Source organism: Actinoallomurus sp. CA-150999, from assembly GCF_050942425.1.
Classification (GTDB): domain Bacteria; phylum Actinomycetota; class Actinomycetes; order Streptosporangiales; family Streptosporangiaceae; genus Actinoallomurus.
Genome location: NZ_CP192063.1, coordinates 11,046,764 through 11,070,339 on the forward strand (window position 1 = coordinate 11,046,764; position 23,576 = coordinate 11,070,339).

Annotated in this window: 25 protein-coding genes and 2 CRISPR repeat arrays; of the genes, 19 read left to right on the forward strand and 6 right to left on the reverse strand. The window is 66.3% G+C overall.

The features are described 5' to 3' along the window. Positions 1-468 precede the first annotated feature (468 nt). Positions 469-1,803, forward strand: a complete 1,335-nt coding sequence (locus ACQP2O_RS51130; RefSeq protein WP_433177363.1) for an alkaline phosphatase family protein — start codon at positions 469-471, stop codon at positions 1,801-1,803. A 430-nt stretch (positions 1,804-2,233) separates the two neighbouring features. On the opposite strand, the gene ACQP2O_RS51135 is transcribed toward ACQP2O_RS51130, so the two are convergent. The 3 genes from ACQP2O_RS51135 to ACQP2O_RS51145 form a co-directional block, all read right to left on the reverse strand. Next, on the reverse strand, positions 2,234-2,434 hold the full coding sequence (locus ACQP2O_RS51135) for a hypothetical protein (protein ID WP_433177364.1): 201 nt from the start codon (positions 2,432-2,434) through the stop codon (positions 2,234-2,236). Positions 2,435-2,927: 493 nt separating this feature from the next. Then, on the reverse strand, positions 2,928-3,059 hold the full coding sequence (locus tag ACQP2O_RS51140; RefSeq protein WP_433177365.1) for a hypothetical protein: 132 nt from the start codon (positions 3,057-3,059) through the stop codon (positions 2,928-2,930). 360 nt (positions 3,060-3,419) lie between these two features. Further along, the gene (locus ACQP2O_RS51145; protein WP_433177367.1) at positions 3,420-3,632 is read right to left on the reverse strand and encodes a hypothetical protein; all 213 of its coding nucleotides are present in this window, start codon (positions 3,630-3,632) and stop codon (positions 3,420-3,422) included. A gap of 147 nt (positions 3,633-3,779) precedes the next feature. On the opposite strand from ACQP2O_RS51145, the gene ACQP2O_RS51150 reads away from it, so the two are divergent. The 4 genes from ACQP2O_RS51150 to ACQP2O_RS51165 all read left to right on the forward strand — a co-directional run bounded on the left by ACQP2O_RS51150 (position 3,780) and on the right by ACQP2O_RS51165 (position 6,149). Continuing rightward, positions 3,780-4,004, forward strand: coding sequence for a hypothetical protein (locus ACQP2O_RS51150; protein ID WP_433177369.1), 225 nt, complete (start codon positions 3,780-3,782; stop codon positions 4,002-4,004). Continuing rightward, positions 3,989-4,207: a hypothetical protein gene (locus tag ACQP2O_RS51155; protein ID WP_433177371.1), complete on the forward strand. Its 219-nt coding sequence runs from the start codon at positions 3,989-3,991 to the stop codon at positions 4,205-4,207. Before ACQP2O_RS51150 ends, ACQP2O_RS51155 begins: the two co-directional genes overlap by 16 nt. 101 nt (positions 4,208-4,308) lie before the next feature. Continuing rightward, the gene (locus tag ACQP2O_RS51160; RefSeq protein ID WP_433177373.1) at positions 4,309-4,500 is read left to right on the forward strand and encodes a DUF4158 domain-containing protein; all 192 of its coding nucleotides are present in this window, start codon (positions 4,309-4,311) and stop codon (positions 4,498-4,500) included. Between the two features lie 191 nt (positions 4,501-4,691). Further along, the gene (locus tag ACQP2O_RS51165; RefSeq protein WP_433177375.1) at positions 4,692-6,149 is read left to right on the forward strand and encodes a hypothetical protein; all 1,458 of its coding nucleotides are present in this window, start codon (positions 4,692-4,694) and stop codon (positions 6,147-6,149) included. A 21-nt stretch (positions 6,150-6,170) separates the two neighbouring features. Here the strand turns inward: ACQP2O_RS51165 and ACQP2O_RS51170 are convergent, their stop codons facing one another. Further along, entirely contained in the window at positions 6,171-6,347 is a 177-nt protein-coding gene (locus tag ACQP2O_RS51170) for a sigma factor-like helix-turn-helix DNA-binding protein (protein WP_433191463.1), read from the reverse strand. Between ACQP2O_RS51170 and ACQP2O_RS51175 the strand changes: the two genes are divergently transcribed. Both ACQP2O_RS51175 and ACQP2O_RS51180 read left to right on the forward strand, forming a co-directional pair. Then, positions 6,315-6,578 carry a hypothetical protein gene (locus ACQP2O_RS51175; protein WP_433177377.1) on the forward strand — a complete coding sequence of 88 codons (264 nt, stop codon included), beginning with the start codon at positions 6,315-6,317 and terminating at the stop codon, positions 6,576-6,578. The two genes, ACQP2O_RS51170 and ACQP2O_RS51175, sit on opposite strands and share 33 nt — an antisense overlap. Before the next feature lie 478 nt (positions 6,579-7,056). After that, entirely contained in the window at positions 7,057-7,224 is a 168-nt protein-coding gene (locus ACQP2O_RS51180; protein WP_433177379.1) for a hypothetical protein, read from the forward strand. A 367-nt stretch (positions 7,225-7,591) separates the two neighbouring features. On the opposite strand, the gene ACQP2O_RS51185 is transcribed toward ACQP2O_RS51180, so the two are convergent. Further along, complete coding sequence (locus tag ACQP2O_RS51185) at positions 7,592-7,726, reverse strand: hypothetical protein (protein ID WP_433177381.1); 135 nt, start codon at positions 7,724-7,726, stop codon at positions 7,592-7,594. A gap of 219 nt (positions 7,727-7,945) precedes the next feature. On the opposite strand from ACQP2O_RS51185, the gene ACQP2O_RS51190 reads away from it, so the two are divergent. Beyond that, positions 7,946-8,614, forward strand: coding sequence for a hypothetical protein (locus tag ACQP2O_RS51190; protein WP_433177383.1), 669 nt, complete (start codon positions 7,946-7,948; stop codon positions 8,612-8,614). A gap of 641 nt (positions 8,615-9,255) precedes the next feature. On the opposite strand, the gene ACQP2O_RS51195 is transcribed toward ACQP2O_RS51190, so the two are convergent. Then, a complete protein-coding gene (locus ACQP2O_RS51195; RefSeq protein WP_433177384.1) occupies positions 9,256-9,849 on the reverse strand; it encodes a hypothetical protein in 594 nt (197 codons plus the stop codon). A 301-nt stretch (positions 9,850-10,150) separates the two neighbouring features. Beyond that, a CRISPR array of direct repeats spans positions 10,151-10,782; the repeat unit is 30 nt; unit sequence GTTGTGACCCCTCGCAGGGTCGATGAGGAC. Between the two features lie 103 nt (positions 10,783-10,885). Beyond that, positions 10,886-11,777: a CRISPR direct-repeat array (repeat unit 30 nt; unit sequence GTTGTGACCCCTCGCAGGGTCGATGAGGAC). Positions 11,778-12,296: 519 nt separating this feature from the next. On the opposite strand from ACQP2O_RS51195, the gene ACQP2O_RS51200 reads away from it, so the two are divergent. The 11 genes from ACQP2O_RS51200 (at position 12,297) to ACQP2O_RS51250 (ending at position 23,536) form a co-directional block, all read left to right on the forward strand. Further along, positions 12,297-13,040: a CRISPR-associated endoribonuclease Cas6 gene (locus ACQP2O_RS51200; protein ID WP_433177386.1), complete on the forward strand. Its 744-nt coding sequence runs from the start codon at positions 12,297-12,299 to the stop codon at positions 13,038-13,040. Continuing rightward, positions 13,037-14,461 carry a hypothetical protein gene (locus ACQP2O_RS51205; RefSeq protein WP_433177388.1) on the forward strand — a complete coding sequence of 475 codons (1,425 nt, stop codon included), beginning with the start codon at positions 13,037-13,039 and terminating at the stop codon, positions 14,459-14,461. Before ACQP2O_RS51200 ends, ACQP2O_RS51205 begins: the two co-directional genes overlap by 4 nt. Beyond that, on the forward strand, positions 14,458-15,483 hold the full coding sequence (cas7i, locus tag ACQP2O_RS51210; RefSeq protein WP_433177389.1) for a type I-B CRISPR-associated protein Cas7/Cst2/DevR: 1,026 nt from the start codon (positions 14,458-14,460) through the stop codon (positions 15,481-15,483). The genes ACQP2O_RS51205 and cas7i overlap by 4 nt, the downstream gene beginning before the upstream one ends. After that, positions 15,480-16,136: a CRISPR-associated protein Cas5 gene (gene cas5, locus ACQP2O_RS51215; RefSeq protein ID WP_433177391.1), complete on the forward strand. Its 657-nt coding sequence runs from the start codon at positions 15,480-15,482 to the stop codon at positions 16,134-16,136. Before cas7i ends, cas5 begins: the two co-directional genes overlap by 4 nt. A 5-nt stretch (positions 16,137-16,141) precedes the next feature. Further along, positions 16,142-18,565 carry a CRISPR-associated helicase Cas3' gene (gene cas3, locus ACQP2O_RS51220; RefSeq protein WP_433177393.1) on the forward strand — a complete coding sequence of 808 codons (2,424 nt, stop codon included), beginning with the start codon at positions 16,142-16,144 and terminating at the stop codon, positions 18,563-18,565. Next, a complete protein-coding gene (locus ACQP2O_RS51225; RefSeq protein ID WP_433177395.1) occupies positions 18,565-19,059 on the forward strand; it encodes a CRISPR-associated protein Cas4 in 495 nt (164 codons plus the stop codon). Before cas3 ends, ACQP2O_RS51225 begins: the two co-directional genes overlap by 1 nt. A 3-nt stretch (positions 19,060-19,062) precedes the next feature. After that, positions 19,063-20,043 carry a CRISPR-associated endonuclease Cas1 gene (gene cas1 / locus ACQP2O_RS51230; protein WP_433177397.1) on the forward strand — a complete coding sequence of 327 codons (981 nt, stop codon included), beginning with the start codon at positions 19,063-19,065 and terminating at the stop codon, positions 20,041-20,043. Positions 20,044-20,046: 3 nt separating this feature from the next. Continuing rightward, entirely contained in the window at positions 20,047-20,310 is a 264-nt protein-coding gene (gene cas2 / locus ACQP2O_RS51235; protein WP_433177399.1) for a CRISPR-associated endonuclease Cas2, read from the forward strand. Positions 20,311-21,921: 1,611 nt separating this feature from the next. Further along, entirely contained in the window at positions 21,922-22,191 is a 270-nt protein-coding gene (locus tag ACQP2O_RS51240) for a hypothetical protein (protein ID WP_433177401.1), read from the forward strand. After that, on the forward strand, positions 22,184-22,783 hold the full coding sequence (locus tag ACQP2O_RS51245; protein WP_433177403.1) for a DUF6879 family protein: 600 nt from the start codon (positions 22,184-22,186) through the stop codon (positions 22,781-22,783). Before ACQP2O_RS51240 ends, ACQP2O_RS51245 begins: the two co-directional genes overlap by 8 nt. An 18-nt stretch (positions 22,784-22,801) precedes the next feature. Further along, positions 22,802-23,536, forward strand: a complete 735-nt coding sequence (locus ACQP2O_RS51250; RefSeq protein ID WP_433177405.1) for a DUF6082 family protein — start codon at positions 22,802-22,804, stop codon at positions 23,534-23,536. Positions 23,537-23,576 lie beyond the last annotated feature (40 nt).

Sequence of the window (23,576 nt, forward strand, 5' to 3'; positions counted from 1 at the left end):
TACGCAGGCTGCTTACCGGAACCGTAGCGAGACTGTCGAGCGTCGCATCACACCGCTGTCGGCGCCGATCAACCGGCGGGTCAGCGGTTAGGTTTTCCTGATGTCGCAGAACCTCCCAGCTGCGAATCACGGTTTCGTACTTCTGGGCGACCTGGGTGAAATTGATCCGATATGCGCAGATTCGCCATGTCGGCACCCAGATGGGCGAATCACAAGAAGCGCTTGAAATGCGCTCCGCGCTCTGACTGAGTTGCAGGTTAGGCAGTGTGCTCCCCGCGCACGCGGGGGTGGTCCGACGTCGCCCGCGGGGGAGACTGGCGAACCTATCTGGGTAAGAGGCAATGCCGGTTGGGGTGAGTCTCGCTCCCCGTGGCTGATTTCCGGCCTAGCATGACGGCGTATCAGCACGCCACGCGACGGGCCGGCCCCCTGGCACCCGCCGCTTGCCGCACGTAATGGAGGCGCGTGATGTCGGACTCGGTGGGGCAGTTGAGGGCTGTCGAGCACGTTGTGGTGCTGATGCTGGAGAACCGCTCGTTCGACCACATGCTCGGCTGGCTTTACACCGACCAGGGCAACGTGTCCGCGTCCGGGCAGATGTTCGAGGGACTGACGGGCACCGAGTCCAACCCCAACGGTAACCAGGGGAAGGTCACGGTGTCCCGGATCGACGGCACCGCGCCCGGCGCCTACTTCATGCCCGGCGCCGATCCGGACGAGGGCTATGCGGCCACCAACAAGCAACTCTTCGGCACCCCCACCCCCGCCACGCCGGCACCGGCGGCGACGAACGACGGGTTCGTCACCGACTACGCCAACACCCTGGCCCTGCGCCACCGTCAAGGCCGCCCGGTGTATCCGGGGACAACGGCCGCAGACATCATGGGCTGTTTCACCCCGCAGGCATTGCCGGTGCTCTCAGGCCTGGCGCGGGGATTCGCCGTGGCCGATCACTGGTTCGCCTCAGTGCCGACCGAGACCCTGCCGAACCGGGCGTTCGCGTGCGCGGCCACCAGCCAGGGGCACATGGACGACGCCACCCACACATTCACCGTCCCCAGCATCTTCGGTCTGCTGTCCGACCATGACATCAGCTGGGCGGTGTACGGGTACGACAAGCAGCCGCTGACCCGAGGGAACTTCCCCGACACCGCCAACGCACCGGCCTCGCACTTCGGGCTGTTCACCGACTTCAAGGCCGCTGCCGCGGGCGGGACGCTGCCCGCGTTCACCTTCCTGGAGCCCAGCTGGGGCTCCACCGGCAACAGCCAGCACCCCAACTACGACGTCGCCCTGGGCGAGCAACTCATCCACGACGTCTACCAGGCCCTGCGCGCCGGCCCGGCCTGGGCCAGCACCCTGCTGATCATCACCTACGACGAGCACGGCGGCTGCTACGACCACCTCCCCCCACCCACCGCAGCCACACCACCGGACAATTCCGCAGGGCAGTTCGGCTTCGACTTCACCCGCTTCGGTGTACGGGTGCCCACCGTGCTGGTCTCCCCGCTCATCGAACCCGGCACGGTCTTCCGCGTCCCCGACGACACCACCCCACTGGACCACACCTCCATCCTCAAAACCATCCAGCAACGCTGGAACCTGCCCCCGCTCACCGCCCGTGACGCGGCCGCTCCCGGCATCGGCGCAGTCCTCACCCGCACCGTGGCCAGGACCGACGACCCACTCACCGACGTCACGGTGCCCACCTCCACCGGCACCAACCCCGCCCAGCACGAAATCTCCCACCTGGAACAGGTCCACGCCGACCTCGTCGCCCGCAACCTCATCCCCCACACCTGACCAGCCGCTGCACAAAGCCAGGGGCTGTGGGCCCTCTCCACCGCCGCCGACCACCTCGCCGCCACTGCCCGGCGACGCGGCTTCACCGACGACGCGGCACTAGCCGCGCTCCGCGCCGCGCTCGCCCGCCAACCTGCCGTGGCAGAGCGGTGATCTTCGTGTACGTGATACCGGGATTCTTGTTCATCGTCGGTGGGACCGTGGATAACTCCGCTACCGCGCTGCGGACGGCCGGCCCTCGATGTCGCCGGCCTGGGGGCGGGTCGGCGCGCCGGGCGTCAGGTCGGCGGCATCCTCGCCCGCGCGTCGGGCGAGACCACTCGCCTGGACGGGTCCGGCGGCGCCGGGGCCGGGGTGGGAAACTGCGAGATGCAGCCGCCCCCGGCCGCGAAAGGCGGCCAGGGGCGGGGGTTGTCGCCGGAGCGGGGGGCTAGATGGGGAGGGGCAGACCGCCGCCCCCGCCCCCGAGCATGCCGCCGATGATGGGGAGGCTGCCGAACATTTGGTAGTGGGTGCCCGGCGTCTTGGTCGGGGTGGTCGCGGCCTGGGCGGTGGATGCGGTGATCGCCGCGGGGGCGGCGGTCAGGGCCATGGCCGCCAGCACGAGCACGCCGGCGCGTTTGAGGATCATTCGTGACCTCCTCGGGGGGAGTGACGCCCACAACAAACGAGCGCACTGTGAGTAGTCGTTCGATTACATATCGTAGGGTGATTGGGGGTCGCCATCCATGGCGATTTCGCCTGTTCGGCGGGAAAGCGTGGAGGAAGCCGCCCGGCCCGCGTGTTGGCCCAGGGACTCCCGAAGCTCCGGCGCGGGGAAAGTAGTGCGGGCCCGCCCGAAGATCGCCGAGAGTGACCGATAAGCGTCCTTATCAACCACTCTCAGCGATCTTGGCGGGCCGCAGCATCCTCGCCGTCGCCGTCAGTAGACATGTCCCCGGCAGCGGTGTGATCTTCTTCCAAGTCTCGCCGAAGGGCTGCTAACGTCAGGGGGGTACTTAGCGCACGCGCACGCGCTCGACGAATAGCCTCTGAGCTGCAAATTAAAAAGGGGAGCCCCGCACCGACCCTCGCCAAAGGCACAAGGTGCAAGGCTCCCGGTTGGCGGTTCTGGTCGCCTCTCGTCAGAGGCGGCCAGGGCCGCCGTCGGTGAACCACCGCAGCAGATCGACCGCAGTCTTCGCCAGCGTGGCGAGAACCTGCGCGCGACGCCAGTGGTCTCCCGACGGCGTCTGGCGCTTACCGCGCTTCGACACCTGGGCCCTCCCTTCCCGTGTCCGTCACCAGGGACGGAACCTTGCCGACCACGGTGGTTGCGGCCGACGCTGACCCTCTGGTCAGCCCGGGCGGTGATCAGAGAGACCGCACGGTTGGGAAAGGCTTGTGCAGCACATTACTGCTCAACCCGTGTAATGAACGTCTTATCCAATGGATGATTACACTACGAAACGCCTGGTCAGGCACCTGTTCCCAGAAGGAGCCCCCGGCCCTCGACGAACTTCCAAGGCGTACTAGGAGTTTGCTGACCTGCATCGATGCGCTGGCAAGGGGATGGCACGCCCCTTGCGGACGCTTCATTCGCGAAGGTCGCACGTGTGTCCGGATGAGGCCCGGTTTCAGTGCGGAAGCGGCGGATCCCACACCGTCGCGTCCGCCTCGATGATCGGCGTCGAGGACGTCTGCGTGGCGCCGACGGCACCCGCGGCCAGGGCGAGGAACCGTACGGCAGCCGCACCGAAGCCGGCGCTCACGCCGGAGCCTTCCTTGCCCTGCACGCTGACGAGACCCACGACCACGACACCGCGCACGCCGAGTGCATCGAGACCCACCGGGACGCCGACGGCTGTGAACCGGAGGGCCTACTCCACCTGCGGCGGCGGTGCGCCCGAGTGAATTGACATGGACACGTCAAGACGCGGCGGAAGACACGCCACCCCTTTCGTGTGATCGAACGAAGGTTCGACTACGCTCCCGGCATGCCCGTGTTGCTGGACGACCCGATCGACATCGAGACGACGCCCGACGGCCGACCAGCCGCCATCACGTGGCGGGGGGAGCGGTACGCCGTCCGCGTCTTGCAGACGTGGGAGGGACGCGTCCATAAGATCGCCGCCACGCTGTCGGACGGTCCGGCGATCGGCGAGATCGCCCAGGATCCGGACGGGCAGCGCGGACGGCTCCGCCGATGGTGGACCGCCTAGCGATCGGCGACCCGCGCCGAGGCCATCACGTGATCGTGCAGTGGGAGGGATGGCGCAACGAGCGGCCCGCCCAGCTCGCCGACCGGGCCGGCCGCCGCTGGACCGTCCGCCAGGTCCTCGACCACTGGACGCACCCCGATCACGGCAGCCGCGAGCGGAAGGTCGCGGGGCTTGAGCAGCAACCAAACGGCCAGTCACGTTAAGGAGCCCGGCGGGCTCGTCTTGCCGTGACGGGCCGTTTCGATGCGATCCGGCAGGTCTACCAGTGGAAGGACTTCGTCTCGGTCGAGCCGGAGTTCGTGGCGTGGGTGGTGGGGTGGCCCTGTGGTGGACGTCCGGGGACGGCCCGAAAGCGATCTTCACTGACGGGGTGGGGTGGCTGCGGGAGCGCAAGGTGCTGCTGCCGGGCGTGACGACCCTGGCCCGGCTGGTCGCGAGCGTCCGGGACGACACGACGAAGCGGTTGTGCAGACCAACTGGAGGTTCTTCGGGCTGAACCGAAGGTTCTTCAGGGTTCATGGGCAGATTCAGCCCTTGGCTGGGCCGCGGCCATCGCCGTCCCCGAAATTCCTCCACACCCGCTGACCCGCTTCAGAAGAGCATTTCACCCGCTGGGTGGCCATAGCAGGCCAGGCGCGGGCCAGACCGAGGCCACGCTGTCAGGATCGAGGATGGAACGGAGCGCCGATGACCCAGCCTCGCTATTTCCCGCCGCGGCCCGAGACCTACCGTGCCGGATTCACCTTCGTCGTCACCGGCTTCCTGGCCGACAGGAAGAAGGTCGTCGTACTCGGCAAGCTGAAGAACGCCGGGACCGTGCAGGGGGTGTGGAAGGCCCTCCTGACGCCCTACATGGGCGCGTGCGGCGACGCGATCCTCCGACGGGCCGGCGGCCATCTGCAGGCCATCGTGAATGAGGCCGTCGGCACCGCCGAGACTTCCGACACCGGCCTCACCTCCGGTCAGATCCTGGCGCTGTGCAACCCCCAGAGCGCCCTGGTGAAGGACCCCGATCGCACCGCGGACAGCAAGACCCGGGCGGCCGAGACCCTCCTGAGGCTCGCCCAGGAGACGAACGCGTGGAACGACCTCCGCGCCGCGCTGCAGAAAGAGGCGTCCGGATATCAGCGGTGGATCGATCTGGCCCTCGAACTGCAGACCTATGCGCAGGAGCAGGCGACCGGCCAGGAGGCCACGATGACCGACTGCTTCCAACAGCTGGTTCGCGCCGATGCCCGGCCAGGGGAACTGCGCCTGAACAAGGCGCTGCCCGAAACCGTCCTGACGCCCCTCGCCCTGTACGTGCAGACCACCCTCACCGGCTGGAAAGAGCAGGTCAACCTGTACGGGGCACAGGCGGCGCTGAACCTGATGGGCACCGAGTTCGCGACCACGCCCCTGGAGAAGGTCAAGAAAAACGATATCGCCGTGGCGGTCCGGCGGCTGGCCGGAGTGTGCGTCAACATCGAGGACCAGCTGAACGTCCTGCTGACGCGCACCGGCACGAATAAGCTGACCACGTTCGCCTCCCTCCCGAAGGATCTGCTCCTCAAGGCGCTGCCCTCATTCGTCAAGTCCTTCGGCGGCCCCGGTTACGTGGCGTTGTGCATGCTCGGCGAGAACGAGCGCAAGACCGCCCTGACCCGCTACGGCAGCCTGGAGCGGACGTTCCTGTCCAAAGCTCCGGCGGGCTCGACCGTCGAGGTGATCACCGTCTACCTGCGCCGGTCGATCGAGGGCTCCACGACCAGCGAAGGCGAGACCGCCATCATGCGGAAGAACGTCAAGATCGACCTCGCCGGCTCCAAGATGAGTCCCGTGAGCTGGAGACCCATCAACGGTTACGACTGCCCCTCATCGTTCTGGATCAACGAGGTCGAGACCGACGACCTGTGCATCAAACACGCCGTCGAAGAGGCCGGTGACGAGCCCTCCCCGGGGAAACTGTCCGCCTACTTCACCGAAATGGCCCAGGCCTGCGCCGACGCAGGCGCCAATTGGAAGAGGACCGGCGAAGGCAACCAAAGCATTCAGGGCAAGACCGCCACCTGGGACATCTGCGTGAAAGCCGCCCCCAAGGGCCATCCGCTCATCCACCACATCTCCAGCGGCTATGCCAGATCACCCTGGCGCAAAGTCACTTGACCGTCACGACCTTCAAGAGGATCAACGGCTGTCGGCGGGGGCGGCCGCCAGGATCGATCTGAGGCGGGCACGGGCTCGGGACAGGCGGGTGCGGACGGTCGCCGGGGACAGGTCGAGGACGGTAGCGATCTCGGCGGGCCCGAAACGCGGGCGGACGTCGCCAAGATGATCGGGGAAGCCTTCTCGATCGGCGGGAATCTGTGGGTGCTCGCCGACGGCGAGCTACAGGAGGTCGGGCCTGCCTTCGAGCGGGTGAGGATGCTCCCCGACAGCGTTGACCTGCCGCCGGGCAAGAGTTCGCCGACGAACCAGCGTGCCGCGAAGGTCGTCGCGGAGTTCGACGTGGTGTCGCTGCTGGCCAACGCAGCGATCCTGCTGATGGTGGTCGATCTCGCCGACCCCGTCGAAGCCGCCGCCAACGACGACTGACGGCCACCCGCGTCGAAACTGCCCGTCACGGCAAGACGAGCCCGCCGGGCTCCTTAACGTGACTGGCCGTTTGGTTGCTGCTCAAGCCCCGCGTCGGCCGCGCGACTCGCCGGAATGGGCATGTTGGACCGTTCGCCGGCCTGCATGTTGTCCGTCCAGACCAACGGCACCTCCTCGCGGACGGAGTCCCCTGCCCCCGGTGGCCATGCTCGGGGCAAATGTGCCAGAGCCGTCCACCAGCATCGACACCCTGCGGGAGCGCTGCGAGTACCGCGTGGACCGGGATTAACGAATGTGACGCGGTATGGAGCAGTTACCCGGCGACCGGCCGCAAACTGTCAGTCGCGCGGCCTAGGGTTCCACCCAAGCGCTTCTCGCGCCCTTGTCGCATTCGGTCGGACCCGCGCGGATCGACCGGAAGCGGGAGGCCGGCCGATCCGTGGATCCCTTTCCTCCCGCGTTGCGGAGGTTGCCCCTGATGTGGAAACGCGTCTGGGAAAGGCTCCGCGGCGATGGTGACGCGAGTGAGCGTGACCGCGTTCCCGGCCGGTGGTGGTGGGTCCGCACCATCAGCAGCGCCCTGCTGCTGCTCTGGCGGTCCATCATCTTGGCGGTGACCTTGTGGTGGCACTCCCACCACGAGTGACCCGCTAGCAGGCAAACGGAAGGGGCCTGGGCTGATCACCCAGACCCCCCGCGGAGCGGTCCCGGCCCTCGGAAGACTGTCCAGGTCAGAGGGTCGGGGCCTTCATTCGCTACAGCATCAGCGGCCCAGTTCTGCTAAGGACTGTGCACGTACCAAGCACCATACCGGGGGGCCACGACATTAAGTCTGGGTACATCGACAACAAGCGGCGATGACGTACTTCCGGGAACTGGCGGACGTCGACATGCTCACCGCCGGGCCACCTTGTCAGCGAAAGCCGACCGGGGTCCGACGGAGTCGGCTACTACCTCAAGACCGCCGACGAGATGCGGCCGCCCGGCGCGACGCAAGCAAGCATGCTTGCTCGTTAGAGCACGGCCGTCAGGTGCACAAGGGAGGCCGCGCCCACGGCCAGGATCCACAGCAGGGCGGCCGCCGTGAGGGTCGACCAGGCGAGCACAACGGCGGGGCCGGTCACGGCGAGCGCGGCCAGGCCGAGCAATCCGTCGCCGGCGCCGAGCCAGCGATCGATCCCGCCGGCCCGCAGCGCGGGCGCGGTCGGGATGCGAGCCCACGGGTCGAGCGGCGGGCCTCGACGTCACCCATCCGGCTAAGCATGCTGCAGCCGGTGACATCTTCATCGCAGCACCGGTCCTTACGGGGCTCGGCGGCCCGGGGATAGCCTCCCGGCGACATCCTCGCCCCCGCATCCGGAGGAAGCATGGCTCACCGCCTGGTCCAGCGCGATCTCGTGGTCCTCGTCGCTCTCCTGCTCACCGCCGGCGCGGGATGCTCCAACAGCACCACGGGCAGTCCGTCCGCAGCTACCCATCCGGTGTCGGCCGCGCCGAAGCCGGCGGGTGGTGGTATCCCGATGGGGCCCGGCCCGCAGCACCCCTATACCGTGCAGACCCAGCCGTCGGCCGGCAGCTGCCGTTACCGCCACACCAGTGACGGCCAGCCGCTCCCGGACACCTCCTGTACGCCGGGGGCGCTCAACCCCGACGTCACCCAGGCGACCCTCACGACGACGATCTGCCGCCCCAACGGCTACACCCGCGGGATCCGCCCGCCGGCTGATGTCACCAGCGCGGAGAAGCGTGCGAACGCGGGCTCGTACGGCTTCACCGGCTCGCTGCACGACGCCGAGTACGACCACCTGATCAGCCTCGAGCTGGGCGGAGACCCCAACGACTCGCGCAACCTGTGGGTCGAGCCGCCTTCCCCCGGCCACACCCCCGGCAGCGGACCGAACAACCCCAAGGACACCGTCGAGAACGACCTACACAAAGCCATCTGCGCGGGCAAGGTCACGCTGTCGGCCGCCCAGCAGGCGATCGCCGCCGACTGGACCACCGCCGAGTCCGGCCTCGGCCTTCCCCGATCCTGACGCGATCGGAGTGCGGCAACGCCGAACAGGCATCCGACGGTCCTTCCGGGCACGGCTTCGTCAACGGTCTTAGACCGCCCGTCCGAGTCCGGTATCAATCCGGGAAGTGGATAAGAGTTGCGCGGGAACGTCGTCCACTTGCGGACTCGATAAGTACGATGCGTAAGACGAGCCGCGCAAGTTGACTTGCGCGGCACGCCGAGACCGACAGGGCCTCCTACCTGCACGAGTTGCGACGACCGGCTGGTAGGAGGCCCTGCGTCCGCTAGAGCATCCGGTTTAGGATCGCGACCACCTGCTCGATGATCCGCAGGATCCGCTCGCCGAGGCTCTTGTTGGACGTGGGCATCGCACGCACTTCCTTTCCGCTGCCGCGTTCCTCCAAAGTTCGCTCCGGAGGTGGCCGGGGATCCGGCCAGCTGGACCGGACCTCGCGCCGCGCGGCAGGCGGACAGGACAGCGCCTCTGCCCGATCCCTGACGATAGAGCGCTCGACCGTCGGCTCGCCTGAGCACTCGGGAAATTCGCCGGTTCTGGAACCCAGAGCGAGACGTGCGGCTCGTAGCTGACCTCCCGACGGTCGATCTTCGCCGAGACGGCCTGGGTATGGGCCGTTGGTCTGCGGCGGGTACGGGTCCTCCTCACTGCGCTGCGAAGTGCGCTGCCGCTTTCTTCTGGATCTGGGCGAGGCGCTTGGAGATCGGGCTGTGGTTCTTGTAGCCCAGGAGACCGGCGACCTCGGTCAGCTTGGTGACCCCGCTGTTCAGCAAGACGACGACCTGCCGCTCCTTCGGCTCCAGCAGGGCGAGGAAGTCGGCGTACACCAGGCCATCGAGCACTTCGGTCTCCGGGCCTTGCACGGGGATGGTGTCGGTCAGTTCCACGAACCGGACCCTGACCTTGGAGCGCTTGCTGTACAGCTTGCGTTCGAAGTGCTCCCGCGCGTACGACCAGACCTCGGAGAAATCGTCCTCAACGCGGTGGGAGCGCACGGCATCGAGGATGCCCCGCAGTTGGCCGTCGGCGTCGGCGTGCTCGACGGTCGACTGCACCACGTCGGCGGCCTCGGCCTCTCCGCTCCACAGGTCGCCTCCCATGCGGGGGCTGGCGGCCACCGCGCCCTCCAAGAAGCCCCCGTCCTGCAACGGAACGGGACCCTCTTCGACGGTCGGATCGACGAGGGGAAGATCGCCGGGGATCGGGTGTGTGACCCCTCGCAGGTTCGATGAGGACACGGACCGTCTCCGGTCGGCTGCCGGGCTCCATCGCGAAGTTGTGACCCCTCGCAGGGTCGATGAGGACCGCCATCGTCGGCTTCAAGGTCACTGGCGATGACGTGTTATGACCCCTCGCAGGGTCGATGAGGACTCGACCACCCGCGACGGCGAACACCGCACGTGCGGTTTTGACCCCTCGCAGGGTCGATGAGGACGCGACCAGCGACGAGCCGACCGAGACGCGCGGGACGTTGTGACCCCTCGCAGGGGTCGATGAGGACCTCGTCGCCACCGGCCCGAGCGGGTCCAGCATCACGATGTTGTGACCCCTCGCAGGGTCGATGAGGACAGCTGATGGGCCGCGCGATCCACCACGAGTCCGACCTGTTGTGACCCCTCGCAGGGTCAATGAGGACGCTCTCCCCGGGCGCGAGGTCCGTCGTGATCGCCGTAGTTGTGACCCCTCGCAGAGTCGATGAGGACCGGGGGACCGCGTGACGCAGCAGAACAACCGCCGGTTGTGACCCCTCGCAGGGTCAATGAGGACGCTCGCCGACCGCGACAAGCGCGTCCGGATCCTGTTGTGACCCCTCGCAGGGGCGATGAGGACCGGGCGCGGCGCGGTCTACCGGCTGTGCGTCCCGATGTTGTGACCCCTCGCAGGGTCGATGAGGACGGCGGCCTGGTCCTGGCCGGCGTCGTGGAGAACGTCATGTTGTGACCCCTCGCAGAGTCGATGAGGACGCCGAGCGCAAGCTCGCCGCCAAGATCCTGGAGGACATGTTGTGACCCCTCGCAGGGTCGATGAGGACCGGTGCAGGAGGAGGTTCATGCCGCCACCGCCTCGTCGGGTTGTGACCCCTCGTAGGGGCGATGAGGACCACGAGGTAGAGGCCGCCTACCCCCTCGGCTATTTCAACGTTGTGACCCCTCGCAGGGTCGATGAGGACCTCTGGTTGGCCGAACTGATCATCGTGCGGGTCGTGGTGTTGTGACCCCTCGCAGGTCGATGAGGACCCATCGGGTCCAGCCGCCAGGCCGTGGTCCACTCCAGGTTGTGACCCCTCGCAGGGTCGATGAGGACCGAGACCCGAGACGCAACCGCCAGTCGACTACTCATGTTGTGACCCCTCGCAGGGTCGATGAGGACGAACCGCCGCGACGGACGCCGCCGCCTGGTCGTCGCGTTGTGACCCCTCGCAGGGTCGATGAGGACCCGCCTAGCACCACGTACGACCAGGAAGGACACCGCGGTTGTGACCCCTCGCAGGGTCGATGAGGACCCGAGACCTTCAAGGTCTACTACCGCATGGTCTGCATGTTGTGACCCCTCGCAGGGTCGATGAGGACTCAGCGGGTCCGCGACACGAAACGTCAGTGGACGGGTTGTGACCCCTCGCAGGGTCGATGAGGACTCGGCGCCCAGCCGAGCGGCCCGCAACGTCTTCATGGCGTTGTGACCCCTCGCAGGGTCGATGAGGACTCGGTCCGCTCGGCTCGGCCGGCGCGAAAATGTCATTGTTGTGACCCCTCGCAGGGTCGATGAGGACTGTGCGCGTGGACCACGACCGGCCCCAATTCGACGCGTTGTGACCCCTCGCAGGGTCGATGAGGACCTGACCGCCTATCGGCGCGTGCTGGAGGACGCCGAGTTGTGACCCCTCGCAGGGTCGATGAGGACCGGCTACCTCGCCGAGGTCGGCCTGACCGGCCTTTCCAGTTGTGACCCCACGCAGGGTCGATGAGGACATGCCACCGAACGACGGGCGTCGCCGGCGTCGGGTTGTGACCCCACGCAGGGTCGATGAGGACTCGGTGGCGGCGAACGTGCCGTGCTCGAAGTACCGGTTGTTGTGACCCCACGCAGGGTCGATGAGGACGCGCGGGCCTGGGTCGTTCTGCGACGTCCACCAGCTGTTGTGACCCCACGCAGGGTCGATGAGGACTCAATGGTAAAACCGCAGGTCGTCCCACGTTATTTCGGGCTGGTGGTGCCGATATTTCAGCAGACCTTCGGTTGCGCACGCCAAGCCGGTGTGGCACTGAAATTCCAGGCTCTATGGAGATGTCAAGTATCAGGTTCTTCTGGGTTATGGGGAGGTTCGCGGCTGGTTGTTCTTTTCGTCGGTGTGGGACGGCGCCGGTGTGGTGCCCCCTCTGAGGGGCGATGACGGTCAGGCTTGAGATCTCCTCAAGGAGAAGACCGGTCTGTTGCTACCCCTTGGTCTAGGCCTTCGGCGCGTAGATCGGGGTGGATGACGACGTCATCGTAGCGGCCTTCGATGGCAGACCTGCGGCGGCAGCTGTGGCGGGTTGATCGAGACCAGTTTTCTCCTTTTGGGAGACGCGGTCCTGGCTCTGTGGTTACGGTGCCGGACGTCGCTCAGTGCGTGGGAGTGACGGTGCCATGCGCCACTGACATTTCTGGTGGCCGGTGGATGGTCGTCGAAGGAGGGAGGGCCGGGGTGCGGATACGGGTGGCTGTGCATACGGAGGCGCGGGAGTTGGCCTGGGAGTCGGTGGTCCGTCCGGGGCGGGCGCTGGTGTATTCGCTGCTTGAGCACGTAGCTCCGGAGCTTGGGTCCGAGCTTCACTCACAAGGCTGGAAGCCCTACGGCATGGTTCCGTTCGGATATTCGGCGCCGGTGTTCGCCCAAAGCGGGCGGAGGCGGGGTGTCTATGCGGTGGGCGGCCGGGGGGTGTGGGAACTGGGGAGCCCGGTACCGCGGTTGGCCGAGGCTTTCGGGGCGGCGCTTTCTGGTATTCCGGTCTTGGCGTGGGGGGCCACGGCGTTCATCGTGGATGCGGTTCAGGTGGTGGAGCCGCCGTCGTTTTCCGCGGGTCGCGGGCGTTTTCGGACGAGTACACCGATTGTGTTGAAGGGTTCGGGCCGGGATGAGGCCGGGGTGCGGCATACCCGTCAGGCGTGGCTGCTTCCGGGCGAGCCGGAGTGGGATGTGGCTTTTGAGCACAATCTGCGCCGTAAGGCCGAGACCCTGGGCGTTGATCAGGACGTCGCGTTGGAAAGGGTCACCTGGATCGGCCCGAAGCGTTCTTTCGCGGTCGCCGGGCGGACGGGTGCGGGAGGCCATAAACCGGGGGCGTGTGTTGAGGTGGAGATCAGCGGTGCTCCGGAGGTTCTGCAAGCTGTGTGGAGTTGGGGGCTGGGGCAGGCCAACAGCACCGGCTTTGGGTGGGTGATCGCATGACGGCCGCTTCGGTGAACGTTCTCGAGCAGTCTCGTCTGGTGTTGACCGCGCACCCGCTGCAGCGGATCGGCGCATATGCGACTGCGGCGTTGGCCGGTGATACCGGGCCCGAAGAGTTGGCGGCTGAGGATTTCGAGCGCGCGGTGCAGTTGATGACGCGTCAAGCGATCAACGCGGCGCTGGTGCGGGACAGCAAGGCCGCGCATGGGTTCTGGTTGAAGACGAGCTATTCGATCAACCCGAACTCTCCGATGAACCATCCCAGTAACGGCAAGAAGAGTGAGGAGAGCATCCGGGCGGCGATCGAGCAGTGGCGTAGCCTGCGGGATCCGCGGACCTGGCCGGGCGTCGACTGTGTGCTGTGCGGGCGGGTGGCGGTCGGGTTCTTCGGAAAGCTCGACGTTCCTTTGGCCGAGAGTGACGCCTACCGCAACAGCACGCCCCGTGGGCATGCGGGGCTGGCTTTGTGCCGGCCGTGTTTGGTGAGTTTCCACGCGCTTGCCTACGGCAGCCACCTGACCGGTGGTGCGTGCTATGCGCTGCACAGCTGGGATGGGCGTTTCATGCGCCGGACCGTGGAACGCCAGGTGGATCGCAACAAGATGATCGCTGAGACCGGCAAGGTCAGCGACAGCTATGCGGCGGCCCGTGAGGTGGTGGCGTTCAGGGCGCTGCGAACCTACGGCGAGCGGCTGACGGCCGGCGTGGAGTTGCTGGTCTTCAACAACAATAATCGCGGCCAGTCGCTGGAGATCCACGCGTTGGACCAGCCGCTGGCCGAATGGCTGCGGCGGACACTCAGGCCTGCGAACAGGCCGGGGTTCAAGGTTTTGGTCCGGGCTCACGCCTCCGCGCGGCTGCCTGGAGTGGTGGCGCTGGCCAGGAACGCCTTCACCGAGCCGTCGCGGATTGTCGGTGCCACGGCAGCCCACCTGGGCCGGCTCGTCGCCGTTACCGATCGCGACCGTGAGCAGGTGGCCTCTGCGGTGGGCCTGCTCTATTCCTTCGTTACAGAGGTGATGCAGATGGACGCCAAGGACCTGGCCGAACTCCGGGCGACCGCGCGCAAGGTCGCCGGGCTGCTTTCGGTTGAGGAATCCGGCGGCAAGTTGAACGCTCTTCGCGCGTGCATGCGGGACCCCCGGAAACTGCGGACCTGGCTGACCAGGCACGGGGTTCAGTGGGCGATCACTCCCCCGGACAAGGCCGATGGCCCGCTGGTCAGTGAGCGGGCTTTCGTCTTGTTGTTCGATCCAGCCCAGGACAATCCGGGCTGGTTCCACCGGGATGTGTTCTTGATCGGGGTGCTGGAGGAGCTGACACGGCTCGGCTGGCGGTCCAAGACCGCCGAGGAGGACCTGCAAGAGCTCGACGACATCACCGATAAGGAGTTCACCGACGACATGGAGGAAGAGCAGTGAGTTTCCTGGCCGGAAAGATCGTCCTGGACGTGGTCGCGGGCGCGCCCAACAACGGTGAGGGCGAAGACAACATCGGCAGGGTCAAAAAGCTGCGGGTAGGGCGCGAGGAGTTCCCCTACGTCTCCGCGCAAGCGGTGCGCCGGTGGTTGCGTGACTCGCTGCCCCACGAGGAGCCCCGCTCCGGAGTGACCCGCTCGGGCACCGGCAAGAAGCAACAGGCCCACACCGAAGGCCGCCCCGACCAGTACCTCGATGATGACCTGTTCGGGTACATGGTCGCGGTCAAGAACGACAGCTACCAGCGGGACACCGTGCTGGCCACCGGCACCTTCGTGTCCTTGACCCCGCAACGTGCCACCGCCGATTACGGCACGATGAGCCGGGACTTCCCGCTCGGGGAGCACCCCGTACTCCACCAGCATGAGCTCTACAGCGCGGTCCTGGCCGCCGACGTGCTGTTGGACCTGCCGCGGGTGGGGGTGTTCGAGACCGACGGCAGCGGACTTCGAGTGGCGCTCAGCCCGGCCGCCGCCGAACAGGCCCAAGCCAACGGAGCCGAGCCCACGACGCTGCGGGGAACCAGCGCACTGCGGCTCGCCCAAGCCGAACGCCGCCGGCGTGTCGCGGTGGTGCTGAACACCCTCGCCAAACTCCGGGGCGGAGCCAAGCAGGCCCTGCATTACGGAGACCGCACCCCCGCCCTCATCCTCCTCGCGCCGATGAAGGGCGGCGTGAACCCCTTCACCCGGGTGGTCGGTGCACGGGACGGCAAACCGGTCTTCCAGCCGAGCGTGCTGCGCGAAGAACTTTCCGCCTGGGCCGAGGAGTTGGACGGGCCGGTGCTCCTGGGCTGGGCGCCGGGATTCCTCGGTGACCAGCGGGACCAGGCCGAACGTGAGCTCAAAGACCTGATCGAGAACGGCACACTCAGCATCCAGCACCCCCGCGTCATGCTGACCGGACTCGCCGCACAGATCGAACAGGGCGTCCATGACGACTGGTTCGAGGACCCGTCGGCGTGACCGGCACCACTGCGCTGGAGGCGAGGTTCACCACGCCCGTCACGTCCTTCCGTAACCCGCTGTATGCGGGCGTGCAGGTCACACTGCCGTGTCCACCGCCGGCCACCGTCGGCGGTCTGCTCGCCGCCGCGGCCGGCGGCTGGGACCAGGTAGATGCGGGGCTGCGGTTCGCGATGGCCTTCCACGCCGGAGGCAAAGGCGTGGACTACGAGACGTACCACCCCTTGGACGCTTCGGGGAAGAAAGCCTCACCCACCCCGCGCAACCGTGAGTTCCTCGCCGCGACCGTGCTGACGGTCTGGCTGCTGGACGATGTCGAGAAGTGGTGGCGGCGGTTGCGCCGCCCGGTGTGGCCGTTGCGGCTGGGCCGCAGCCAAGACCTCGTGGGCATCTCACTGCAGCGGGTGCCGCTGACATCTGCTCCGGGTGTGCTGGGCTCGGCGATCGTTCCCAGCGACGCGGCCATCACCGGGGGAACCCCCCTACGCCTGCCCACGGCCATCGCCCCCCGGCGGGACCGCACCCGGTGGGGCATCTACCGCTTCGACGCCACCGGGCGTAGTCAAGCCCGCGTTCCCGACAGCAAATCGACCCCCGACGGGCAGGCCGTGATGCCGCTACCCGGCTGTCACCCCGACGCCGCCTGGCGGTAGAACCGATGCCAGAGGAACTGTCGGCCTTCTACGCCAAAAGCAGCCAGGCCGGGCGACCTGCAGAACCCCTCACCGACCATCTGGCGGCGGCGCTGGCCGCCGCCGGCTGGCTCCGGCAGCGGGTGGGCGCGATCACAGCAGTAGACGCCAGCCTCGGACGGCTGTTCTGGACCGCCGTTGAACTCGCCGCGCTGACCCACGACGCAGGAAAGATCGCCGGCGGCTTCCAGGACATGGTCACCGGGGCGCGCCGCACCTGGGGAGAACGACACGAGGTGCTGTCCCTGGGGTTCCTGCCGTCCCTCATCCACGACCCCGAACTGCTGCTGTGGGTGGCCACAGCGGTGGCCACCCACCACCGCCCCCTCGGCAACCAGCCCGGCCGCGACCTCAGCTCCCTCTACCACCCCTACGACCTGGACGAACTGCGCGAACGCTTCGGGAAAGTCTCCCCTGCGGCCGTGCACGCGTTGGACCGATGGCTCAGTGCCACGGCCAGGAGTGCCGGGCTACCGGCCCCCGCCCCCACGCAGGCTCCGCTGGACGCCGACGATCTGCCAGACGCGGCGCACCAGATGCTGGACACCCTGCTGGAGCACTGGGCGGACCGCGCCACACCCGGCCGCGGGCTCACCGCCGTCCTGCTGCAGGGCGCCGTCATCTTGGCCGATCACCTGTCCTCCGCCCACAAGCAGCTGTCTTTCCACCAACCCCTGGACGGGTCCTTCCCCGGGCTCCTGGACAAACGCTTCACCGACGACGGCAAGGTCCTGCGCCCTCACCAGCGCCGTGCTGCGGCAGCCTCGGGGCACCTGCTGCTGCGGGCTCCGACCGGTAGCGGCAAGACCGAAGCCGTCCTGCTGTGGTCCGCGAACCAGGTCACTGCCCTGCAACAGGAGACCGGCGGGGTGCCGCGGGTCTTCTTCGTCCTTCCGTACCTGTCGTCCATCAACGCGATGGCCGACCGACTCAAGAACCTCCTCGGCACCCCGGACGCCGTCGGGGTCGCGCACTCCAAGGCCGCCTCCTACCACCTCGCCGCCGCTATCACACCCGAGGACAGCGCAGAAAACGACGACCCAAACACTTCTCCTCACCGCGTCGACGCCGCGACCAAAGCCGTCGCCCGCGCCGCAGCCACCAGGCTGTTCCACGAATCCGTCCGCGTCACCACCCCGTATCAGCTGCTGCGAGGAGCCCTGGCCGGCAACGCCCACTCCGCCATCCTCATCGACGCCGCCAACTCGGTGTTCGTCCTCGACGAACTTCACGTCTACGACCCGCGCAGACTCGGCTACCTACTCGCCACCGCCCAACTGTGGGAACGGCTCGGCGGCCGGATCGCCATCGTTTCCGCCACCCTCCCTGACCTCCTCGCACGCCTATTCACCCAGACACTCAACACCCCGCCCGTCTGGGTGGGGGCCGATGACCTGCACGCCCCGCCCCGGCACCGGCTGAGCATCCGCAACCACCACCTCACCGACGCCTCCGCGCTCGCAGAGATCCGCCACCGCCTGCAACAGCACGAATCCGTGCTCGTGGTCGCCAACAACGTCGCCCAGGCACTCGAGCTATTCGAAGAACTCGCCCCCCAAGTGCAAGACCAGCACGGACAAGACGCGGCACTGCTGCTGCATTCACGCTTTCGACGCCGGGACCGCAGCCTGATCGAAACCAAGATCACACAACGATTCGGCGCAGCCTCCCAGCCGCAGACACGGCGGCCTGGTCTCCTGGTCGCCACACAATGCGTCGAGGTGAGCCTCGACCTGGACTTCGACGTGCTCCTGACGGCGGCCGCTCCGCTTGAGGCGCTCCTCCAGCGCTTCGGCAGGGTCAACCGCCTCGCCGAACGTCCCCCCGCAGACGTGATCGTCCACCAGCCGAACTGGACGACCAGAAGGACCGAACCCGGCGAGTTCGCCGACGGGATCTACCCTCGAGAGCCCGTCGAGGCAGCCTGGCAGATCCTGCTGGACAATGACGGCCGCCCCATCGACGAAACCGACGCCATCACCTGGCTCAACACGATCTACGCCACCAACTGGGGCAGCCAATGGCAGGCCGAAGTCCTGGAACGACAAGAAACGTTCACCCGCGACTTCCTGACCTTCCGCCGCCCCTTCGACGACCGCTCCACGCTCACCGAAGCCTTCGACGCACTCTTCGACGGCAGCGAAGCCGTATTGACCCAAGACCACGACGCCTACGCCGCCGCCCTCAACCAAGGCCCCCACAACATGAAAGCCGGACGCCTGCTCGCCGACGAATACCTGATCCCCATGCCCCACTGGGCCGAATCACTCAGCGGCTATGAAAAGGAACTGAAAATCCGGCTCATCGACGGCGACTACGACCCGATCCTCGGACTGCGCGCCGTCCAAGGCCCTGCCCGGTCCACCTACCAACCAGGAGAAGTTCTGTAATGGAGGAAGAGGACGTTGGTGGAACCCACATCAAGTACCTCTACCACTGCCGTCGCCAACTGTGGCTGTTCATCAGAGGAATCCGTCCCGAGCATCTGAGCACCACAGTCCAGACGGGCGAAGCCGTTCATGACACCACCTACACGCGCAATACCCCGGTGGACCTCGGTGCCGCCCGGCTGGACTTCCTGGACGGTCAGCGCTGGGTCCATGAAGTCAAATCCTCGGTCCGCCCTACCCCTGCTGACGAGGCACAAGCCCGGCACTACTGCCATCGTCTTCACCGCGTCGGCGTCGATGCCCAAGGCGCGATTCTGCACTATCCGAAAACCCGCCGTACCAAACGGCTCGCCTACACACAGCAGGACGCAGACCAAGCGCAAGCGGACATCGCAAACGTCCTGGCAACAGCCGCCCTGATCATCTCTCCCGAGCGGCTTGCCCGCGACGCCTGCCGAGGATGCAGCTTTACCGACTACTGCTGGATGGAGTGACCCTTGCCCTCAGCAGCACGCACCTATTGGCTGACCAGCCCGTGCCGGATCCGGCGCAAGGATCAGTCACTGCTCATCGAACGAGAGAACTCCTCTCGCGTACACATCCCCATCACTGACGTACGCGACATCGTCGCTTGCGCCGAGGTGGACATCAACACCTCAGTCATCTCCCTGCTGAACCAGCACAGGACCAGCATTCACATGCTCAGCTACTACGGCGACTACGCGGGCTCCCTGCTCACCTCCGAGACCAGCACCTCCGGAGAAACCGTTCTCGCGCAGGCCCGGCTTGCCGAAAACCCCCAGGCTGCGCTGGCGCTGGCCCGCAGCATCGTGAACGCCACCGCCTTCAATGTACGGCGCGTGATCGACCGCAAGCTCCTCACCCGACCCTACGCAGTGCTGCAGGACTCCGTCGCCAAGTCCGAGAACCCGGCCCAGCTGATGGGCGCAGAAGGCACCTTCCGCCGCTCATCATGGCAAGTCATCGATACTAGACTCCCAGAATGGCTACAGCTCAATGGACGCAGCCGACGACCGCCTAAGAACGCGGGAAACGCATTCATCAGCTACGTCAACGGAATCATCTACGCCCGTATGCTCACCGCCGTCCGGCTCACCCCACTACACAGCGGCATCGCGTTCCTGCACAGCAGCATGGAGCGCCAGAGACACTCCCTGGTGCTCGATCTTTCCGAGATGTTCAAACCACTCTTTGCGGAGCGACTGCTGCTCAGGATGGCCGGGCGTAACCAGCTCAAGGAACACCACTTCGATCGCGAGACGAACCAGGCCATGCTCAGCGAAGCCGGCCGCAAACTCGTAGTCCAGGCGGTACGTGACGAGTTCGCCGTCACCGTCGCCCATCGCAGCCTCGGCCGACCAGCAGCCTACGACGAACTGCTTTACCTCGACGCCCTCGCACTGACCCGCCACTGCCTCGAAAGCAGCGGCTACAAGCCTTTCCGCATCTGGTGGTAACCCGTGTACGTCGTGGTCGTCTACGACACCGCAGCTGAGCGCAATCCAAAGATCTTGAGAACCTGCCGACAGTACCTGCACCACGTCCAACGCAGCGTCTTCGAAGGACAACTCAGCCCAGCACAGCTCCGGCGGTTCCAAAACGCCGTCTCGGCGGCCCTGGACCTCTCCTACGACAGCATAATCGTCTATACGTTTCCGCCCGGAGCCGTCCCACAACGCCTGGCCTGGGGAGCAACCGAGCCCGAACCCACCGATATCCTCTAGAGGAACCCGCTTCTTGAACCGTCCATAGAGTCTGAGACTTCAGCGCCGCACCGGCCCGGCGTACACAACAGTAGGTCTGCTGAAATATCAGCCCCAGCAGGCGCGCACAAGTTCGCTTCGACCTGCAGTTTTACCGTTGGACCCGGTCCTCATCGCCCCTGCGAGGGGTCGCAACGGGACGGTTCCGGGTGCCCATGCCGTCGAGGATAGAACGTCCTCATCGCCCCTGCGAGGGGTCGCAACTTTTACGGCGACATCAAGTCGTTGCTGGGCGCGAACGTCCTCATCGCCCCTGCGAGGGGGTCGCAACGTTGCTGAGCGGGAGCACCTCGCCCAGCAGTACGCCTCGTCCTCATCGCCCCTGCGAGGGGTCGCAACACGTACTCGCCGTCGGCGTCCCGGTGGGGCTCGATGGTCCTCATCGCCCCTGCGAGGGGTCGCAACTGCAGGTCCCGGTCGGGGTGGCGCGGGCCCCAGTCCTCGTCCTCATCGCCCCTGCGAGGGGTCGCAATCTGGTGATCGGACGGAGGGCTGGAGGTTCGGTGGTAGTCCTCATCGCCCCTGCGAGGGGTCGCAACTCGTCGAGGGCGGCACGGAGGCGTTCCTCCCGGTACCGTCCTCATCGCCCCTGCGAGGGGTCGCAACTACACGCGCCAGCCGACGATGAGCTTCGCCATCATGTCCTCATCGCCCCTGCGAGGGGTCGCAACACCTTCGCGAAGCCGAGCATCACGCCGGGCCCGGCGACGTCCTCATCGCCCCTGCGGGGGGTCGCAACCCGACGAGTCATCATTCACCCGTCGCCGAGCGCGCCGTGTCCTCATCGCCCCTGCGAGGGGTCGCAACACGCCCTGCGCAACCCGCGCACCAGCTGACCGCCGACCCGTCCTCATCGTTCCTGCGAGGGGTCACAACTAGGGGAGGTGGCAGCGCCACCAGACGGCGCCCAGGTCCTCATCGTTCCTGCGAGGGGTAGCAACCCTACTGACCACCGCCACGATGAGGAGGGACTGACCATGTCCTCATCGCCTCTGCGAGGGGTCGCAACGTTGCTGAGCGGGAGCACCTCGCCCAGCAGTACGCCTCGTCCTCATCGCCCCTGCGAGGGGTCGCAACGGCTCGTGCGCGCCGGTTCCGCACGGGGCAGCGTCCGGGTCCTCATCACCCCTGCGATAGGTCGCAACGTGTTCGGCCGGTTCGAGCGGCTCTGGGGCGAGCTGGTCCTCATCCACCCTGCGAGGGGTCAAACAGCCAGAATGTGACGCCGTGCGGGCAGGTTTAGCGCCAGAGCCCACAGGGCCAATGTGCACACATCGGGGGGTTGTCCGCAGGGCGCCGCATCGTCGCGTCACCGACGGGTGAGTGACGTGAGCCTCGTCATGGCGCGCATCCATGTCCGCGTTACTCTCTACGACCCTGTTTAGCTAATTGCCGGACTTGCGTACGGACGGCGCCCGCGTGGCTCAACGCTGGTTAAACGTCTCCTCGGCCGCAGAGGCATCCGCATCTCGATCAATTTCGGCGCCTCCAACCTGGATTTCGGCGAACTGCTTGCCTTGCAGACTCAAGCATCCGGTGGGATGCTGCGGGCAGCGGAGGTGAGGGGCGGCGATGACTCAACGGTGGACAGCAGACTCTCGCGCCACGTTCGTGCGGCGACTAGGGAAATCTGCGGCAGAGTTGGGTAACACCAGCCAGGGCAAGACCTGTCCCGACATATGGGAGCTGAGCAACGGCGATATCGCCATCGTCGGAACGGACATGACAGAAGCCTTCGCTGACCGCTTGCCAAGTGATGTATCTGTTGGCATGAACGAACGTCTGGTCGTGATTCCGCGGAATATGGCCGTCTCGGCCAAACCGGAACTGCCTGATGCTTGATCGCATAGCTGACCTGCCTGGACGCGAACTGGATCTAGCCGCCTATTCAGATGCCTATGACGAGGCATATAAACAGATCATCTTCTTGAAACTGGAGCGGCGCCAGACGTTCCGGGAGCCCGGGTTTCCGAGCTGGGAAGCTTTCGCGGCTGGCGACTGGGACCGCGCCCTTGAACTCAATGAGCGTGAACGCGATGCTGTGAGGGCAAAGGTAGCGGAAGACGACAGTCTCGGGGTGGAGTCGCGCCGGTTGCGGGTAGTGGAACGCCCGGTCACACCGTACCTTCAGTGGGAAATGCAGTACTTCCGGCTCCTCGCTGAGGCGGGCGAGGATCTACGGGTCATCGATGCGTCCAGAGTTCAGCACCTGGAGGCCGATCGTCCGTTGCCGGAGATCGTGATCCTCGGGGACCGCGTCCTGTTCGAAGTCCTCTATGACGCGGACGGAACGGCCTACGGCGCTCGTCGACTCGATGACCCGGAGGTAATCGCGGTGGCCGGCAGAGAAGTCGCTGACCTGTACGCCACTGCCGAGCCGCTGCTCGACTACTTCGCGCGGGAGATCGCACCGCTTCCTCCGCCGACCTCCTGACGAGGGAACGTCGTCGGTATGCGGCGCGGCGCGCCGAGGTCCGCCAGGATCTCGCTGGTTGTTACCCTGCTGCTCGTTGTGGTGCTAAGCGTTGGCCTTATCGGCGTGTCTCCGCTTGCGCTCGACGTCTTCCACGGTTCTGCGAGCCACTGGAACCGCCTGAGCTCAATCGGCCAGACTTACGGTGCCGCGTCGGCGGTCCTATCAGTGCTGGCTGTCATCGGTGTTGCGGTGACTTTGGTTCTCCAGGCGCGTGACTCTAGAGCGATTCGACTCCAGGCGATCCGCGAATCACACACCCGCCTGCTGGAGATGGCGATGAACGATCCGGAACTGAACAAAGTTTGGGGGCCATCCGGACTTTCCGATCCATTTGTCCAGCAGCGGCAGAGCATGTACGCAAACATGATCATTTCTCAATGGGAAATGTCTTATGCGACGCACAGTTTGACGGATGATCACCTTAGATTGCTTGCGGCCGAATTTCTTTCGGGTGCTATCGGAAGGGACTTCTGGGCTCTCGCGCACCGTGCTCGACTGGACACGTCCGAGAGCAAATTGAATCGACGTTTCCATGAGATCATTGATAAGGAATATCAACGCTTGCTGAGCACCCCAGCCATATCGCCTCCCGAGCCGGGGGAGCTCTCAAATAATGATGGACGGCGCTCATGGCATCCACTTGCCATCGGCGCGGCGATCGTTGGTATCGGCGTGATAGTCCGGTTTATTCGGCGCGACCAGAAACCCTGAAGACGTGCGACTACAAGCGTTTCCGCATCTGGTGGTAACC

Bases quoted from the DNA above. Each gene is read 5' to 3' on its own strand.
- ACQP2O_RS51135 (WP_433177364.1), bottom strand. From the start codon at position 2,434: ATGATCCTCAAACGCGCCGGCGTGCTCGTGCTGGCGGCCATGGCCCTG.
- ACQP2O_RS51245 (WP_433177403.1), top strand. From the start codon at position 22,184: ATGCTTGATCGCATAGCTGACCTGCCTGGACGCGAACTGGATCTAGCC.
- ACQP2O_RS51150 (WP_433177369.1), top strand. From the start codon at position 3,780: ATGCCCGTGTTGCTGGACGACCCGATCGACATCGAGACGACGCCCGAC.
- cas3 (WP_433177393.1), top strand. From the start codon at position 16,142: ATGCCAGAGGAACTGTCGGCCTTCTACGCCAAAAGCAGCCAGGCCGGG.
- ACQP2O_RS51175 (WP_433177377.1), top strand. From the start codon at position 6,315: ATGATCGGGGAAGCCTTCTCGATCGGCGGGAATCTGTGGGTGCTCGCC.
- ACQP2O_RS51155 (WP_433177371.1), top strand. From the start codon at position 3,989: ATGGTGGACCGCCTAGCGATCGGCGACCCGCGCCGAGGCCATCACGTG.
- ACQP2O_RS51240 (WP_433177401.1), top strand. From the start codon at position 21,922: ATGACTCAACGGTGGACAGCAGACTCTCGCGCCACGTTCGTGCGGCGA.
- ACQP2O_RS51225 (WP_433177395.1), top strand. From the start codon at position 18,565: ATGGAGGAAGAGGACGTTGGTGGAACCCACATCAAGTACCTCTACCAC.
- ACQP2O_RS51205 (WP_433177388.1), top strand. From the start codon at position 13,037: ATGACGGCCGCTTCGGTGAACGTTCTCGAGCAGTCTCGTCTGGTGTTG.
- ACQP2O_RS51165 (WP_433177375.1), top strand. From the start codon at position 4,692: ATGACCCAGCCTCGCTATTTCCCGCCGCGGCCCGAGACCTACCGTGCC.
- ACQP2O_RS51250 (WP_433177405.1), top strand. From the start codon at position 22,802: ATGCGGCGCGGCGCGCCGAGGTCCGCCAGGATCTCGCTGGTTGTTACC.
- ACQP2O_RS51180 (WP_433177379.1), top strand. From the start codon at position 7,057: ATGTGGAAACGCGTCTGGGAAAGGCTCCGCGGCGATGGTGACGCGAGT.
- ACQP2O_RS51130 (WP_433177363.1), top strand. From the start codon at position 469: ATGTCGGACTCGGTGGGGCAGTTGAGGGCTGTCGAGCACGTTGTGGTG.
- ACQP2O_RS51190 (WP_433177383.1), top strand. From the start codon at position 7,946: ATGGCTCACCGCCTGGTCCAGCGCGATCTCGTGGTCCTCGTCGCTCTC.